This window comes from Pseudoalteromonas sp. 0802, from assembly GCF_013350085.1.
Classification (GTDB): domain Bacteria; phylum Pseudomonadota; class Gammaproteobacteria; order Enterobacterales; family Alteromonadaceae; genus Pseudoalteromonas.
In genome coordinates this window covers 46782-62117 of sequence record NZ_JABVXE010000019.1, presented here as the reverse complement: position 1 = coordinate 62117, position 15336 = coordinate 46782, and the positions used below count along the sequence as shown (strand labels likewise).

Below are 15336 nucleotides of genomic sequence, written 5' to 3'. Positions count from 1 at the left end.
GCTCGACTTGCATGTGTTAGGCCTGCCGCCAGCGTTCAATCTGAGCCATGATCAAACTCTTCAATTAAAAGTTTTTTGAAACCGAAGTTTCGTGCTCAATGAATTCTGTATAAATTGACTATATAGTCACTCATAAGAAATTGAGACTCTAAATTTGTTTGCGTTACTTAGTAAACTAAGCTTCGCTGTTAGAACTCAATCTGTACGAGTGCCCACACAGATGATTGCTTTATATTGTTAAAGAACGTTGCGACGTTGTCGCTAGGGATGCGTATAATACATCCTTAATTTTTCGAGTCAACACTTAATTTCAAACTTTCTTTCGATTATTTGAAACCGAAGTTTCACTTAACTCTCTGCTACGTTGTTCAGCGCCTTTCGTTGCTGCCCGCCGTGTCAGTGGGGTCGCATTATAGGGAGATGGATTTTTTACGCAAGCACTTTTTTCAATAAAATTTAAAAAAACGTACTGTTCGCTCAGCTTTTGAACTAAACACCCTAAAACTGGGTATTTTGCAGTCAATTCAGGCCTGTTTTGGTGTATTTATTTGCTTCGCTGTTACACTAGACTGAGCGCATTTTAAAATTAAAAGGTGAATTTATGACTATCCGTTCTTATAAAGGGATCACTCCGACATACGATAATAGTGTTTATATTGATGAGTCATCGGTTTTAGTAGGTGATATTACGCTTGGTAAAGATTCAAGTGTATGGCCTCTTGTTGCTGCGCGAGGTGATGTTAACTATATACGTATTGGTGAACGTACGAACATTCAAGATGGCAGTGTTTTACATTTAACTCGTGCCTCTAAGTCAAACCCCGATGGCTACCCTCTTATTATTGGTGATGATGTCACTGTTGGTCATAAAGTTATGCTACATGGCTGCCAACTTGGTAATCGTATACTTGTTGGTATGGGCGCAATTGTGATGGACAACGCAATTGTTGAAGATAATGTGATCATTGGTGGTGGTTCACTGGTACCACCTAACAAGCGTTTAGAGTCTGGTTACCTCTATGTAGGTAGCCCTGTTAAACAGGCTCGCCCTTTAACAGAGCAAGAGCGCGCCTTTTTAAAAATCTCTGCTGATAATTATGTTCAGCTTAAAGATGAATACTTAGCTGAGGGCTAAAACACTTCGGTTAATTCAATTTGTCCTGCCGAGTTATACTGCTCATCTTCGATCAGTTGCTCGGCGAGCTCTTCGTAATCGAAACGATAAGATTCAAAGTAATTAACCGCACTGCTTTGATCTGCAAAATCATACTTGCTGGTATCAATAACACACTCCACCATCAAGCCACTTACTTGTGCGAAGAATACCAACTGCTTTTCTTCTGGCTTCAATTCGAGTCTGTCTATAAATTGGATAGCTTGATTCACGCAATTTCTCCTGCTTTAAGCGCGGTAACAACGGGAATAATTTCTGGCATTTTATTGCGCCATACAAAATAAGCTTGTGCTGCTTGGCCAACTAGCATGCCACAACCATCGAGTGTTAAACATGTTGGGTTAATCGACTTAACCCAACTGATAAATGCGGTATCGTCATTGGCGTAAAACATATCGTAAGCGCACTGACACGTAGCAACATGGTCTTCAGCTATACCCGGCAGGTCTCCAGTTACACTACTTGAGGTTGAATTAATCACCACATCATAGTTGTTTGCTTGGATATCATTTAAAGCAAAGCCCTGTACATCTATTTCACCATTAAAATGACTCGCTAGTGCCTTTGCTTTTTCGGCGGTACGGTTGGCTATTGTTAAGCTTTCGATATGCTCATTCAATAATGGCTGAATGACACCTCGCGCTGCACCACCGGCGCCAATAAGAAGAACTCGCTGCCCTTTTAAGGTGACATTATTAGCTAAAAGATCTTTAACAAGTCCTACACCATCGGTGTTATCACCCAGTAGGCTGCCATCTTCAAGCTGTTTAATAGTATTTACGGCTCCGGCAATTTTCGCTTGCTCTGTTAGTTCATCGACCATGGCAAACGCTTGCTCTTTAAACGGCAAAGTGACATTAGCCCCTTTACCACCAGCAGCGAAAAACTCAGCGACAGTTTTTTCAAATGCATCTGTTGGTGCTAAAATGGCGCTGTATTGTATTTGCTCGTTTAATGATGCAGCAAATTGTGCGTGTATTGCGGGTGATTTCGAATGTTTTATTGGATTTCCAAAAACCGCGTATTTGTCCATAGTGAAGCAACCTCTTCGCCCTGTAGAGCTTTATTAATATTATGATTAAACGACTTTTTTCTAAATCGAAACCAACGCCTGAAACACCTACCCCAGAAAAAACACCTTACGAAATTATTGGCGGTGAAGCAGGAGCTCGAGCAATTGCAAATCGATTTTACGACATAATGGCCACAGATGAATACGCCAAACCATTATATGATATGCATCCTCAGCCTTTAGATAGAATTCGCCAAGTCTTCTTTGAGTTTTTATCTGGCTGGCTGGGCGGTCCTGACCTATTCGTTGAAAAATATGGTCACCCAATGCTAAGAAAGCGTCACATGCCTTTCCCTATTGATCAAGACTTACGTGACCAATGGATGCATTGTATGAATAAAACGCTTGATATCGAGGTTGATAACCCACTACTTCGCGAAGGGTTGAGACAGTCGTTATCGCAACTCGCCAGCCATATGATCAATCAAAACTAACTAAGCTTTGCGCTATATCAATGTACGCTTTTTCTAAATAAAGATAATAAATTTTCCTTAATTTAGAAAAAGCGTCGTCGAATGAAGTCTATCCAATTTAAAATTTATGCCTTGTTAGCACTAACAGGCGTATTGGTATTATTTGCCAGTATATTTAGTAGTGCCCAGCAACAACATGAATTAGCAAGAGATACCGTTGAAAGTAACATAAAACTGCTGGCCGATAATTACTTTGATTCTATTAATACCATGATGCTGACAGGCACTATGGCTAATCGTGAAATTCTAAGTACTAAATTAAGAAGCCACCCTAATATTGAAGACGCTCATATCATACGTAGTCCAATCGTTAATAAAATTTATGGGCCTGGAAATGCCAACCAAGTTGCGACTAACGATGCTGAGCGAAAAGCACTAACAGGCACTGAAGCACTATTTATTGATAATCAAAATAGTACGATGACTTATCTAAAACCTATGTTTGCTCGCAGTGACTATAAAGGAACAAACTGTTTAGGCTGCCATCAAGCACAAGAAGGCGATGTGTTAGGTGTAGTAAAAATTAGTTATTCGTTGGCTGATATTGAGCAAGAAGTATCGCAAAACACCTTAATGAATACGCTACTATTAGCGGCCATTTTCATTTCGGCTTTCTCACTACTAGCAGTGATGTTTAGAAAAATTTTCATCAAACGCTTAAAAGTCATTAGCCATACTATGCACTTGGCAACCACCAATAAAGATTTAAGCCTCACGGTAGATGACAGTAATAATGACGAGCTTAGCTCTCTTGCCACCAGCTTTAATCACATGATTGGTGCGTTTAAAGATAATATTGCTCAAGTTTCTCATTCTTCTAAGGTATTGATCCACTCTGCCGAAAGCATTTATGCCTCAGCGGATGCAACCGAGCAAGCGATCTTAAAGCAAAAGCAAGGGACAGATTCGGTCGCTGCCGCCATCAATGAACTAGAAAGCTCATCAAGCGAAGTTAAAAACACCACCCATTTTGCATCTGAAAAGTCAGAGCACAGTAATCAACTTGCACAACAAAGCTTACATGTTGCTGAGCACACTGAGCAAAGTATTAATCAACTTGCGGCAGATGTTAGAGCAGCTGCCGAGCAAGTAAGTCAACTGCAAACCCAAACGTTAGACGTTGGTAAAGTACTCGAGGTGATCAGTAGCATTGCCGAACAAACAAACTTACTTGCACTTAATGCAGCCATTGAGGCGGCTCGTGCTGGTGAAGCTGGCCGAGGCTTTGCTGTGGTAGCCGATGAAGTACGTACTTTAGCGACCCGCACCCATGACTCAACCGACGAAATTCGCCGCACTATCGACAAGCTACAAAGTGAAGCGGCACAAACAGTTAATACCATGAATAACTCTTGCGAAGAAGCAGACGAAAGAGCTGTGCAAGTTAAGCAAGTAGCTAAAGCATTACGTGATATTTCTTCACAAATGAGTGAGATAAACCAACTTAACGTGCAAATTGCTGATGCTACTGAACAGCAAAACCTCGCGGCTGAAGAAATTAACCAAAGTGTTATCGCAATTAGTGACAATGCCGAGCACTCATTAGTCGATGCCCATGAAAACCAAAAAGTCAGTGAAGAGCTGTTGTCGTTAGCTCGTTCACTGGATGAGCAAGTAAGACGCTTTAAATTAAGCTAAATTGCGCGCTTTTCGTGCAACTGCTAGAGTTGTTATATGCATTTCATAGTAAATAAGGATGTTTAAATGAAATTTATAACAACTCTTTTAGTCTGTATTGGAATTATTGCGGCGCTATTATTTACCTATCAGCACAGCGTTAACAATACGGCTGATCAACTAAGCACTGTTAATGAATATATTTTTCATGATGATATTCAACAGATTGCTCAATCTCTTCTCAGCCAAGATAAAACATCACAAAGCGATAAGTATGAACAAAGTATTGTTGGTGGTTTTGATAAGCTTATTCAGCACCCTGAATATTTTGAGGTGAAACTTGATTTCTATGCCTGTGATATCAGTCAATGCTTAACACAGGTTAGCGCCCCCATTGATACAACACCTGATAAGCTAAAGATATTAAAAGCAGAAGTGCTATTTAGTGTCTTGGCAGAGCTGCCAAGCAGTGACAGTGTTGCCACCCTCGTAGAGGGTGACAACACAATGTTGGTTCGAGTGGTTTCAATACTCGATTAAAGCTGCCACTGGCGTGCAACTAAATCAGACTCTTTGCTATTTAACCAATCTTGTGGGCGTAAATAGTACTGATACAGCTTAGCTTCTGGGCTATCTGCAGCAGGTACATAGTTATACTCCCAACGTGCTAATGGTGGCATCGACATTAAAATCGACTCAGTACGTCCGCCGGTTTGTAAGCCAAATAATGTGCCGCGGTCCCAAACAAGATTAAACTCAACATAACGACCACGACGATACAATTGGAAATCGCGTTGCTGTTCGGTTGTTGGCGTGTCTTTACGGCGCTCAATAATAGGAAGGTAAGCATCTAAATAGCCATTTCCTACCGCCTGCATAAAGGCAAAGCTTTGTTCAAAGCCAAGCTCATTTAAATCATCGAAGAATAAGCCACCAACACCACGTGTTTCACTGCGGTGTTTTAGATAAAAGTAATCATCACACCAGTTTTTATATTTATCGTAAACCTCAGCACCGAATGGCTGACATAAATCGCTAGCCACCTGATGCCAATGTTGTACATCTTCAAAAACAGGGTAATAAGGGGTTAAATCAAAACCACCACCAAACCACCAAATTGGCTCTTCGCCTTCTTTTTCGGCAATAAAGAAACGGACATTGGCATGGCTAGTTGGAATATGTGGATTATTAGGGTGGATCACTAATGACACACCACATGCATGAAAGCTACGACCAGCGAGCTCTGGACGATGTGCTGTTGCTGATGCTGGCATCGAAGCACCAAACACATGCGAGTAGTTTACCCCACCCTGTTCGATGACATTACCACCTTGGATAACACGAGTACGGCCACCGCCGCCTTCTGCACGTTGCCAATTGTCTTCAACAAATTTTGCTTTGCCGTCAGCATTTTCAAGGCCCTGACAAATTGTATCTTGTAAGGCCATTAAGTAGGTTTTAACTTGTTCGAGTAGCTCGCTTTGCATGTTTATCCTCTAAATACTTTACCGGTGCCTGCGTCTTTGATCACACTTGGTTGGCTGTTGCCACCTAACGGCTCATCAACATAAAAATCTACTGTGTCTGCAAATTCGCTTTTCGCTTGTACGATAGTCATTACCGTTTCTTGACCGGTTAAGTTTGCACTTGTTGAAACCAACGGCTTACCAAATTGCTGACACAGGGCTTTTACCGTTGGATGATCAGTAACACGTACCGCAATAGTATCAAACTGGCCTGTTAGCCACTTTGGCGTTTCTTTTGCTGCTGGCATCACCCAAGTGATAGCACCTGGCCATTGTGAAAAGATATCAGCACGTTTATCCATCGGGATTTTGGCATCATCTACATACTTTAATAACTGGCCATAATTGTCAGCAATTAAAATTAAGCCTTTTTCTACAGGGCGTTGTTTGATGGCTAAAAGCTTTTCAACCGCAGCTTGGTTATCAGGATCGCAACCAAGACCAAAAACAGCTTCGGTTGGGTAAACAATTACACCGCCTTGCTGCAAAGCGTCAATTGCATTGGCTGGTTGCGCAACAGGATCAGACAAAGAAACTCTCCTAAATAAACAAATTACAAGTGCATTAAGATTCGACTAACTTATGCATACACGACTTCTGCGGGCATTGTAACACAACACCTGAAGCTGTTTTCTTTTCGGTCATAATTGGCCACTGGCAGGCCGGGCACTCAGTCGCCACAGGTTTGTGATTAAGGGTATATTTACAACGCGGATAGCCATCACAAGAATAAAAGGTTTTGCCAAACTTATTATTACGCGCAACCAGCTGGCCTTTTTTGCATTTAGGGCAAGCAGGTAATTGAGGGGCATCGTCAGGCTCTTCATCATGAGCAATGTAATGGCACTCAGGATAGCCGGTACACCCAATAAACATACCGTAGCGGCCATTTTTAATTACTAATGGCTTACCACACTCTGGGCAGGCACTGTCTTCGAGTACTTTTATTTGTTGGCTATCGTGATGAGCTAATGGGCGGATAAAGTCACACTTTGGGTAACTGGCACAGCCTAAGAACGGCCCTGACTTTGAGTTGCGCATAACCAATTCAGAACCGCATTTAGGGCAAACCTCATACTCTTTTTCGAGTGCATGTTTATCTGCAGAAAAAAGAGAATGGTCGATTTTACTCATAAGATTCCTGTGGGGTTGGCTAATTTTCGCCTAATATACCCAAACTCAACAAAGATACAAGCAAAGTCGAATTAATGTAATACATCGGCTGGCTCGTCAAATATTAAGTCTTCCATTTGTGCGTAAGCTTGCTCTGACCCTGGTACATTAAATAACACCATAAGCACTACCCACTTTAGATCTTCCAAAGAAATAAATGGTTTATCCAGAGCACAAAGCCTATCTATCACCATTTCGCGAGTTACGGTGTTAATTACACCTATTTGCTCGATAAACATTAAAAAGCCGCGACACTCAACACTTAACATTTGGCATTCACTATCAGTGTAAATACGCATAGCATGTTGTGGTTGGGCATTAAGGTACGGGTAGATATCGCTTTGTTGTAAGTCAGCAAGTTGCTCTAGCCAATCAAGGGCTTTGTAGATTTCAGGTTTATTGAAGCCAGCACGAACCAACTCATCGGTAAGTTCGTTCTCTTCAGTAAAGATTTCAGCTTCACTATGGATATAGTTTTCAAAAAGATACATGAGGATGTCAAACATGTTTATGTCCTCCTAGTCTTATATAACCATCTAGTACTCGTTCGATTTTATCTGCGAGCTCTAGGTCGAGTAACCGAGCTTGTACTTCGTCTACAGGTAATTGGCTGCGCTGTGTTATTTGATCAACACTTGTTACCTCATACCCTATACTTTTGAACACTGGGCAGTCGGGTTCATCTGCAATAGGCTGTTCTATACTATATAGACTGTTTTCACAGAAAAAGCTCACTTCATCAAGAATATCAGTAATATTTTCTGTCAATTTAGCGCCTTGCTTAATTAAAAAATGGCTTGCCTCTGATAGTGGGCTTTTTATCGAACCCGGCACGGCAAACACCTCTTTATTTTGCTCAAGCGCATAGCGCACTGTCACCAATGAGCCACTTTTAATTTGCGCTTCGACAATCAATACACCTAATGACAACCCAGAGATAATGCGGTTTCGGCGCGGAAAATTAGCGGCATTAGCAGCCGTTCCCGGTAAGAACTCAGAAACCAACAAGCCCCGCTCAGCAACCTGTTTAATGAGTAAGCGATGGCGTTTTGGATAAGCAATATCGATACCCGTACCAAGTACGGCAATCGTATTGCCTGACCCTGCTAATGCGCCTTTATGGGCTGCACCATCAATTCCCATAGCCATACCTGATGTCACCGTCATGCCAACAGCAGAAAGTTGATGGGCAAACTCAGCAGCGACTTCAAGCCCTGTCGGTGTGGCATTACGACTACCGACAATTGCTATTTGCGGTGACAGTAGTAGATCCGTATTACCTAAACAAAATAATAAGATAGGTGCACTGGCTATTTGCTTGAGTAAGGGCGGATAGCTGCTATCAAAATAGCTTATGACTTTGATTTTAAGTCTTGCTATTAACTCTTGGTAGTGGGCTACTAACTGCCAGTCAGTATTAACTAAGTTATCGGCTTGGCTTTGTGATAAACCCAGCTGCTGAAGCTCTAAACTAGATAGCTTAAATAGCTCATCCAGTGGCTGTCTTTGACTTAATGCAATAAGGCTTTTTATTCCAAGCCCTTTACATAAATAAAAGGCAAGCCAATGGGATAGCTTGCCTGAAACCTGTGCCATGCTCCCTCCTTAGAGCGCCCAAATTGTGAGTTAGTTTATAACTGCATAATCTCCAACTCGGATCGGGTGCTGATTCTTCACAATCAATGCGTAGCTAACGTTGTCATATACCTTAAACACCATTAACTCACCGACTTTTTCCTTTGGCATGTGCCATACATTACTGTCTTCGTCGCTTTCAATTCCTAACACATCATTTGCATCAGTCATGAATTTCTCAAGACTGTTTGAATCTTCGCGGTAACGCGGACCATTGCGGCCGTCATACACTTCAGGTGATTGACGCTGAATATCAAGTACAAAACCTGGTTTCACTTGGTCTGAACCTAAGTTTAGTACAACAATGTCCATGGTACTAAATTCACGCATTTCATTAGCTGCGGCGATAATAGTGCCATCTAAAGTAGCTTCAGGGCGTTTCATAGTGAAATAGGCTGGCAACATTTGCCCTTCCATCGCCGGCATTAAAAAGTCATGCGGCTTAATTTCTTGTTTTACCAGTTCAACTTTAACTGAGGCAGGTACGCCGTTTTCTACGTCACCGCTTCTAAATGCGCGAACAATCGCCACTAATTCCGCTTTATTCGCTAGTACTTCATTGGTATTTGGATCAACAAGATCATTGCCTTTACGGTATACGCCATAAGCTTCGTTAAGTGTTAAGTCACCTTTAACGTAAAGCGTATGGCCCATAGTATTCATTTTGGTATTAACACTGGCACCCAAAATATATGGTTTTTGTGCAATAACATCGGCGCTAATCGCTTGCTCATAACTCAAATATGGGCGCAGCAACTCCAAAGGCAACGTCGGCACTGCTTGCTTGCCTTTTGGTGTAATTCGCCCTTCTGGAGAGAGTTTTTTATAACGCGCATTTTTAACTAAACGAGGATTTCCGTCTTTATCGTAAATTAAAGTGAGCGCATCACCCGGGTATATTAAATGCGGATTCGCAATTTGCGGGTTCATTTGCCATAAATCAGGCCATTGCCAAGGTTCATCAAGATACACGCCCGAGATATCCCAAAGCGTATCGCCTTTTTTGACAACATATTGTTTTGGTGCATCTTTTTTAATTGTTAAAACATCAGCAGCTACCGGAAAAGCACAGCTAATGGCTAACAAAGCCGCAACTAGTGGGTATCTCATTTGGCTTCCTTGAGTTGTTTTTAGATTATTATCGACCAAAACCTGTTAAAGGTGAACACGAATGGCTAAAATAAGAGCATACAATACCCTAAATGAATCACAAGTGTAAAAGGTAACTATGGCTAGGTTAGAAGTTTTGAGATTTCCGGATGAGCGTTTACGTACAATCGCGAAAGAAGTACCAGAAGTAAACGATGAAGTTCGTCAAATCGTCAAAGACATGCTTGAAACTATGTATGACGAAAACGGTATCGGCTTAGCAGCGACGCAAGTAGATATCCACCAGCGAATTGTGGTGATCGACGTATCTGAAGAGCGCGACCAACCGTTAGTGTTAATCAACCCAGAAATCACCAAAAAAGATGGTTCAACTGTGAGTGAAGAAGGCTGTTTATCTGTTCCTTACTCATACGCAAAAGTTGACCGCGCAGAAACAGTTACTGTTAAAGCGCTTAATGAAAACGGTGAAGAGTTTAGCCTTGACGCTGACGAGCTATTAGCGATCTGTATTCAGCATGAGCTTGATCACCTTAAAGGCACCCTATTTATTGATTATCTATCGCCTTTAAAGCGCCAACGTATCCGTAAAAAGCTTGAAAAAGAAGCTAAGCTGGCTGCTAAATCATAAGTTAATCAATAGGAATATCTGTGACACAACCATTACGCATTATTTTTGCTGGTACGCCGGATTTCGCTGCGCGCCATTTACAAGCACTGATTGACTCAGAGCACGAAGTTGTTGGTGTATATAGCCAACCTGATCGACCAGCGGGCCGAGGTAAAAAGCTAAAAGCCAGTGAAGTTAAAGAACTGGCACTTGCTCATGATTTACCTGTATTTCAACCGCAATCACTAAAATCAGATGAAGCACTTGCAGAGCTTACCAGCCTGAACGCCGATATTATGATTGTGGTGGCGTACGGCTTACTGTTACCAAAAGCGATTTTAGATGCACCGCGCTTAGGCTGCTTAAACGTGCATGGCTCTATTTTACCGCGCTGGCGTGGTGCTGCACCGATCCAACGTGCTATTTGGGCTGGTGACAATGAAACCGGTGTAACAATAATGCAAATGGATGAAGGCTTAGATACCGGCGATATGCTGCATATCAGCCGTTGCCCGATTGATAGCACAGAAACCAGTAGCTCTTTATACGATAAATTAGCTGCACTGGGTCCTGATGCACTGATCAGTACAATCAATCGTCTTGCTGCAGGTGAAATCAACCCAGAAAAGCAAGATGACGCACAAGCAAATTACGCCAAGAAGCTATCAAAAGACGAAGCCAATATTGATTGGTCAATGGATGCTGCGCAAATTGAGCGTAATATCCGTGCCTTTAATCCATGGCCTGTTTGCTTTACTGAAATGGCAGGACAAACGGTAAAAATTTGGCAAGCCGAAGTTGTATCGCAAACTGCACAAGCCGGTAAAATCATTGCTGCTGATAAGCAAGGTATTACCGTTGGCTGTGGGCAAGATGCACTTAAAATCACTCTTCTTCAACCACAAGGTAAAAAACCAATGGCTGTTACTGACTTTTTAAATGGTCGCAGTGATTGGGTTGAACCAGGCTCAGTATTAGGTCAAAGCAATGAGTAATGTAAGAGCACTTGCTGCTGAAACCCTCTATAACGTGGTCGATAAAGGTGCATCGCTAAATCAAGAACTACCTTTTGCAAGCCAAGGATTATCGCCGAAAGATAAAGCCCTACTACAACAAATTTGCTACGGTGTGCTGCGCTATTTACCTAGCCTAGAAAATTATTGTCAGCAACTTTTAGATCAACCACTAAAAGGTAAGCGCCGTATTTTCCAGTTCTTGTTGTATGTGGGTATTTACCAACTTCAACACATGCGTGTACCGCCTCATGCAGCAATCAGCGAAACGGTTAATGCGCTTCAGCAAATGCGCGCACTGGGTTTAAAAGGTCTGATTAACGCTATTTTACGTAGTTTCCAACGTGAACAAGTTGAGCTTGAAGAAAAAGCAAAGCAAATTCCTGTTTGCAAATTTAACCACCCAGGTTGGTTTATCAAACAAGTAACCGCTGCTTACCCTGATAACTGGCAAGAAATCCTTGAAGCGAATCAGCTGCAAGCACCTATGTGGTTACGTGTAAACCAAGCGCAATATAGCACCCAAGAATACAGCGAGATGCTTAAAGCAAATGATATTGAGCATACCCTTAATGCTGATTTTCCTGATGGTATTAAACTAGCTAAACCGTGTGATGTATACGCACTGCCAGAATTTGATACCGGTGCCTGCTCAGTTCAAGATGCTGCGGCACAATTAGCAGCACGCTTTTTAGAACCACAAAATGATGATGTCATTTTAGATGCGTGTGCAGCGCCAGGTGGTAAAACGTGCCATATCCTAGAGCTTGCTGATGCCGACGTATTAGCACTTGATAGCGACAGCGAGCGCCTAGAACGCGTTAAACAAAACTTAGTGCGTATTGGTTTAGCTGCCGATTTACAATGTGCCGATGCTTCACAACCTCACATCTGGTGGGATGAGCAGCAATTTGACCGTATTTTGCTTGATGTGCCTTGTTCAGCTACTGGCGTGATCCGTCGTCACCCTGATATTAAATGGTTACGTCGTGCATCTGATATTGAAGATCTGGCTAATTTACAAGGCGATATCTTAAATAGCATCTGGCCTCTACTTAAGCCAGGTGGTACGTTAGTTTACGCGACCTGCTCAGTATTACCGCAAGAGAACCAACAACAAGTTGCTAAGTTCCTTGCCAATAATCCAAGTGCTGAACACATACCTTTGCATGAAAACGACACGCCTACTTTACCTGGTCTGCAATTATTGCCTGGTGAAAGTGACGGTTTCTATTATGCAAAGCTAGTTAAAAAACACTAATAAGAACACGCTATGAAAATAATCATACTCGGTGCCGGACAAGTTGGTGGCACACTGGCAGAAAACCTCGTAGGTGAGCAAAATGAGATCACCGTTGTCGATATCGACGGCAACCGTTTGCGAGAGCTACAAGATAAGTACGACTTACAAGGTGTTAATGGCCACAGTGCGCATCCCGATGTATTGCGTCGCGCAGGCGCAGAAGACGCCGATATGATTATTGCCGTAACCAGTTCAGATGAAGTGAACATGGTTGCTTGCCAAGTTGCTTATAGTATTTTTAACACACCAACCAAAATTGCCCGTATTCGCTCAGAGCAATACTTAAAGTACCGTGAAAAGCTATTTCATAATGACGACTTACCTGTTGATCACTACATTGCTCCTGAAGCGCTGGTAACTAAGTATATTCGTCGCTTAATCGACTATCCGGGTGCTTTACAGGTATTACAATTTGCCGATGGCATGTTATCGCTGGTTGCGGTGAAAGCCTATTACGGTGGTTTGCTGGTGGGTTATGCACTTTCAGCCTTGAAAGAGCACATCCCGAATGTCGAAACCCGGGTAGCGGCTATTTATCGTCAAGGTAAAGCGATTAAACCACTTGGCACAACCGTTATCGAAGCGGACGATGAAGTGTTCTTTATCGCTGCAACAAAGCATATTCGAGCAGTCATGAATGAGCTGCAAAAACTCGAACGTTCATACAAAAAGATCATGATTGCTGGTGGTGGTAATATTGGTGCGGGCCTTGCGCGTTCACTTGAGAAAAACCACAGTGTGAAACTGCTTGAGCGCAATAAAGAGCGCGCAGCACAGCTCTCTGAAATGCTTGATAACACCGTAGTGTTCTGTGGCGATGCCTCTGATCAAGAGCTGTTATCTGAAGAACATATTGAACAAGTGGATGTGTTCATCGCAGTAACTAACGACGATGAAGCAAACATTATGTCTGCGATGCTGGCAAAGCGTATGGGCGCACAAAAAACCATGGTGCTTATTCAGCGTGGCGCTTATGTAGACCTAGTTCAAGGTGGTGAGATTGATATTGCTATTTCACCTCAGCAAGCCACTATCTCGGCGCTGTTAACACACGTTCGCCGTGGTGACATTGTTAATGTTTATTCGTTACGTAAGGGCGCAGCAGAAGCCATTGAGGCTGTCGCTCATGGTGATGAGCATACCTCTAAAGTTGTTGGCCGAGCAATTGCTGATATCAAACTACCAGCTGGAACAACCATTGGTGCAATTGTGCGTAACGATGATGTACTGATTGCCCATGACGATACGGTTATTCAGTCGGGTGACCATGTAATCATGTTCTTGATTGATAAAAAGCACATTACAGTTGTTGAAAAGCTGTTCCAAGTAAGTGCTATCTTCTTGTAAAAAAGCTTATAAACGAAAAAAGCAGCCATGACAGCTGCTTTACGACTCTTGAAGTGAAAGTACCTAACTTTTCTAAAAGATTCTATTGAATTTGAGCGAACTCTTCTTTTGAAAGTTCGCCATTACCATCACTATCTAGCTCTGGAAATAACTTTTCAAGCTGCATATTTGCAGACGCTTCTTCTTTGCTGATCACACCATCACCGTCAGTATCGAATGTTGCAAAGTTTACGCCTTGTGCAAAGGCTGCAGATGACGTTGCTAGTGCTAAAATTGCGATTGTTGTGCTTAACTGTTTCATAATAACTACCTTAAATTTGAAAAGAGTGAAATCCGTTTCTGAGATCCCTGTTTAGTGGAAATTGGTATAACTACTTATTAATTCAGTTATTCGGCTTCAGAGAACTCAGCTTCTGTAAGAACGCCGTCGCCATTCACGTCTAATGTTTTAAACTGCGACATAATTTTTGCGTCAACGGCTGCTTCACTTTTGCTAACCACGCCGTTACCGTCTACGTCTAAGGTGTCAAAATCAGTTGCTGCAAAAGCTGCTGAAGAAGATGCAAGTGCGATTAAAGCTAATGTTTTGCTTACTGTTTTCATAATCATATTCCTTCAATTTTAAGAGTGTTAGCTGATCACACTTCCAGTGTTGTCCTTTGTCATGGATTCCCTTATCCATTTAGGCTGTCTTTGGCAGCTCAGAACTAATCAGCTAAATAAACTGGTTTTGCTTAATCACATTAAGCTTTTGAAAATTCTTGTTTCGATAACTCACCGTTACCGTCAGTGTCTAATTCACTGAATTTGCTCATTAGCTCTGCATCTACCGATGCTTCGCTTTGGCTGATAACACCATTGCCATCAACATCTAGAGTATCGAAATCACTCATCGCAAATGCTGCTGATGAAGATACAAGTGCCATAAGTGCTAGTGTTTTATTTACTGTGTTCATAATGCCATTCCTTCAAAATGTGTTGTCTTGAGTTAGAAGTCCTTTTCAGTGTGTCCTTACAATGAAATTAAGCTTTTGAGTACTCTTGTTTAGACAGCTCACCGTTGCCGTCTGTATCAAGCTCTTTAAATTGGCTCATTAACGTTTCGCTTACTGATGCTTCGCTTTTGCTGATAGCGCCATCGCCATTAACATCCAGTGTGTCAAAGTCAGCGGCAAACGCTGCTGATGAAGTTGCAAGAGCTACAAGTGCTAAAGTTTTGTGTAACGTTTTCATAATCACTATTCCTTCAATGTTGTCTCAACTGTGATAAAGGATATGTTCCTGAA

The 15336-nt window shown here is 42.1% G+C and carries 20 protein-coding genes and 1 rRNA gene; 8 read left to right on the top strand and 13 right to left on the bottom strand.

Annotated elements, in window-relative coordinates; translation table 11 throughout:
- Positions 1–67: ribosomal RNA gene (locus tag HUS61_RS18325) — 16S ribosomal RNA — on the bottom strand; the annotation flags it as partial.
- A gap of 534 nt (positions 68–601) precedes the next feature.
- Here HUS61_RS18325 and HUS61_RS18320 point away from each other — a divergent pair.
- Entirely contained in the window at positions 602–1135 is a 534-nt protein-coding gene (locus tag HUS61_RS18320) for a gamma carbonic anhydrase family protein (protein ID WP_175083308.1), read from the top strand.
- Here the strand turns inward: HUS61_RS18320 and HUS61_RS18315 are convergent.
- Both HUS61_RS18315 and aroE read right to left on the bottom strand, forming a co-directional pair.
- On the bottom strand, positions 1132–1386 hold the full coding sequence (locus HUS61_RS18315) for a DUF1488 domain-containing protein (protein WP_175080899.1): 255 nt from the start codon (positions 1384–1386) through the stop codon (positions 1132–1134). The genes HUS61_RS18320 and HUS61_RS18315 overlap by 4 nt on opposite strands.
- Positions 1383–2207, bottom strand: coding sequence for a shikimate dehydrogenase (gene aroE, locus HUS61_RS18310; protein ID WP_175083307.1), 825 nt, complete (start codon positions 2205–2207; stop codon positions 1383–1385). The genes HUS61_RS18315 and aroE overlap by 4 nt, the downstream gene beginning before the upstream one ends.
- 41 nt (positions 2208–2248) lie before the next feature.
- Between aroE and HUS61_RS18305 the strand changes: the two genes are divergently transcribed.
- From HUS61_RS18305 to HUS61_RS18295, 3 genes are all read left to right on the top strand, one after another.
- A complete protein-coding gene (locus HUS61_RS18305) occupies positions 2249–2680 on the top strand; it encodes a group II truncated hemoglobin (protein ID WP_175083306.1) in 432 nt (143 codons plus the stop codon).
- An 81-nt stretch (positions 2681–2761) separates the two neighbouring features.
- Positions 2762–4357, top strand: a complete 1596-nt coding sequence (locus tag HUS61_RS18300; RefSeq protein WP_175080901.1) for a methyl-accepting chemotaxis protein — start codon at positions 2762–2764, stop codon at positions 4355–4357.
- 66 nt (positions 4358–4423) lie between these two features.
- On the top strand, positions 4424–4876 hold the full coding sequence (locus tag HUS61_RS18295; protein ID WP_175083305.1) for a hypothetical protein: 453 nt from the start codon (positions 4424–4426) through the stop codon (positions 4874–4876).
- Here HUS61_RS18295 and hemF read toward each other — a convergent pair.
- The 6 genes from hemF to HUS61_RS18265 all read right to left on the bottom strand — a co-directional run bounded on the left by hemF (position 4873) and on the right by HUS61_RS18265 (position 9780).
- Positions 4873–5823 carry an oxygen-dependent coproporphyrinogen oxidase gene (gene hemF, locus HUS61_RS18290; protein ID WP_055199325.1) on the bottom strand — a complete coding sequence of 317 codons (951 nt, stop codon included), beginning with the start codon at positions 5821–5823 and terminating at the stop codon, positions 4873–4875. The genes HUS61_RS18295 and hemF overlap by 4 nt on opposite strands.
- A 2-nt stretch (positions 5824–5825) precedes the next feature.
- Positions 5826–6392 carry an L-threonylcarbamoyladenylate synthase gene (locus HUS61_RS18285; RefSeq protein ID WP_175083304.1) on the bottom strand — a complete coding sequence of 189 codons (567 nt, stop codon included), beginning with the start codon at positions 6390–6392 and terminating at the stop codon, positions 5826–5828.
- Positions 6393–6426: 34 nt separating this feature from the next.
- Complete coding sequence (locus HUS61_RS18280; RefSeq protein ID WP_058583687.1) at positions 6427–6996, bottom strand: type I DNA topoisomerase; 570 nt, start codon at positions 6994–6996, stop codon at positions 6427–6429.
- Between the two features lie 71 nt (positions 6997–7067).
- On the bottom strand, positions 7068–7541 hold the full coding sequence (locus tag HUS61_RS18275) for a DUF494 family protein (protein WP_054563780.1): 474 nt from the start codon (positions 7539–7541) through the stop codon (positions 7068–7070).
- Complete coding sequence (gene dprA, locus HUS61_RS18270; protein WP_175083303.1) at positions 7534–8631, bottom strand: DNA-processing protein DprA; 1098 nt, start codon at positions 8629–8631, stop codon at positions 7534–7536. Before dprA ends, HUS61_RS18275 begins: the two co-directional genes overlap by 8 nt.
- A gap of 30 nt (positions 8632–8661) precedes the next feature.
- Positions 8662–9780 carry a LysM peptidoglycan-binding domain-containing protein gene (locus HUS61_RS18265; RefSeq protein ID WP_054563778.1) on the bottom strand — a complete coding sequence of 373 codons (1119 nt, stop codon included), beginning with the start codon at positions 9778–9780 and terminating at the stop codon, positions 8662–8664.
- Positions 9781–9898: 118 nt separating this feature from the next.
- On the opposite strand from HUS61_RS18265, the gene def reads away from it, so the two are divergent.
- From def to trkA, 4 genes are read left to right on the top strand one after another with little or no spacing between them, the layout of a single operon-like run.
- Positions 9899–10408, top strand: a complete 510-nt coding sequence (gene def / locus HUS61_RS18260) for a peptide deformylase (RefSeq protein ID WP_054554770.1) — start codon at positions 9899–9901, stop codon at positions 10406–10408.
- A 20-nt stretch (positions 10409–10428) separates the two neighbouring features.
- The gene (gene fmt / locus HUS61_RS18255; RefSeq protein WP_175083302.1) at positions 10429–11382 is read left to right on the top strand and encodes a methionyl-tRNA formyltransferase; all 954 of its coding nucleotides are present in this window, start codon (positions 10429–10431) and stop codon (positions 11380–11382) included.
- Positions 11375–12661: a 16S rRNA (cytosine(967)-C(5))-methyltransferase RsmB gene (rsmB, locus tag HUS61_RS18250; RefSeq protein WP_175083301.1), complete on the top strand. Its 1287-nt coding sequence runs from the start codon at positions 11375–11377 to the stop codon at positions 12659–12661. The genes fmt and rsmB overlap by 8 nt, the downstream gene beginning before the upstream one ends.
- A gap of 12 nt (positions 12662–12673) precedes the next feature.
- Complete coding sequence (gene trkA / locus HUS61_RS18245; RefSeq protein WP_175083300.1) at positions 12674–14050, top strand: Trk system potassium transporter TrkA; 1377 nt, start codon at positions 12674–12676, stop codon at positions 14048–14050.
- An 82-nt stretch (positions 14051–14132) separates the two neighbouring features.
- Here trkA and HUS61_RS18240 read toward each other — a convergent pair whose 3' ends face one another.
- From HUS61_RS18240 to HUS61_RS18225, 4 genes are all read right to left on the bottom strand, one after another.
- Positions 14133–14351 carry an EF-hand domain-containing protein gene (locus tag HUS61_RS18240; protein ID WP_175083299.1) on the bottom strand — a complete coding sequence of 73 codons (219 nt, stop codon included), beginning with the start codon at positions 14349–14351 and terminating at the stop codon, positions 14133–14135.
- An 86-nt stretch (positions 14352–14437) separates the two neighbouring features.
- Positions 14438–14653, bottom strand: coding sequence for a calmodulin (locus HUS61_RS18235; protein WP_175083298.1), 216 nt, complete (start codon positions 14651–14653; stop codon positions 14438–14440).
- Positions 14654–14793: 140 nt separating this feature from the next.
- Entirely contained in the window at positions 14794–15006 is a 213-nt protein-coding gene (locus tag HUS61_RS18230) for a calmodulin (RefSeq protein ID WP_054554776.1), read from the bottom strand.
- Between the two features lie 67 nt (positions 15007–15073).
- Positions 15074–15283, bottom strand: a complete 210-nt coding sequence (locus tag HUS61_RS18225) for a calmodulin (RefSeq protein WP_054563772.1) — start codon at positions 15281–15283, stop codon at positions 15074–15076.
- Between the last annotated feature and the right edge of the window lie 53 nt (positions 15284–15336).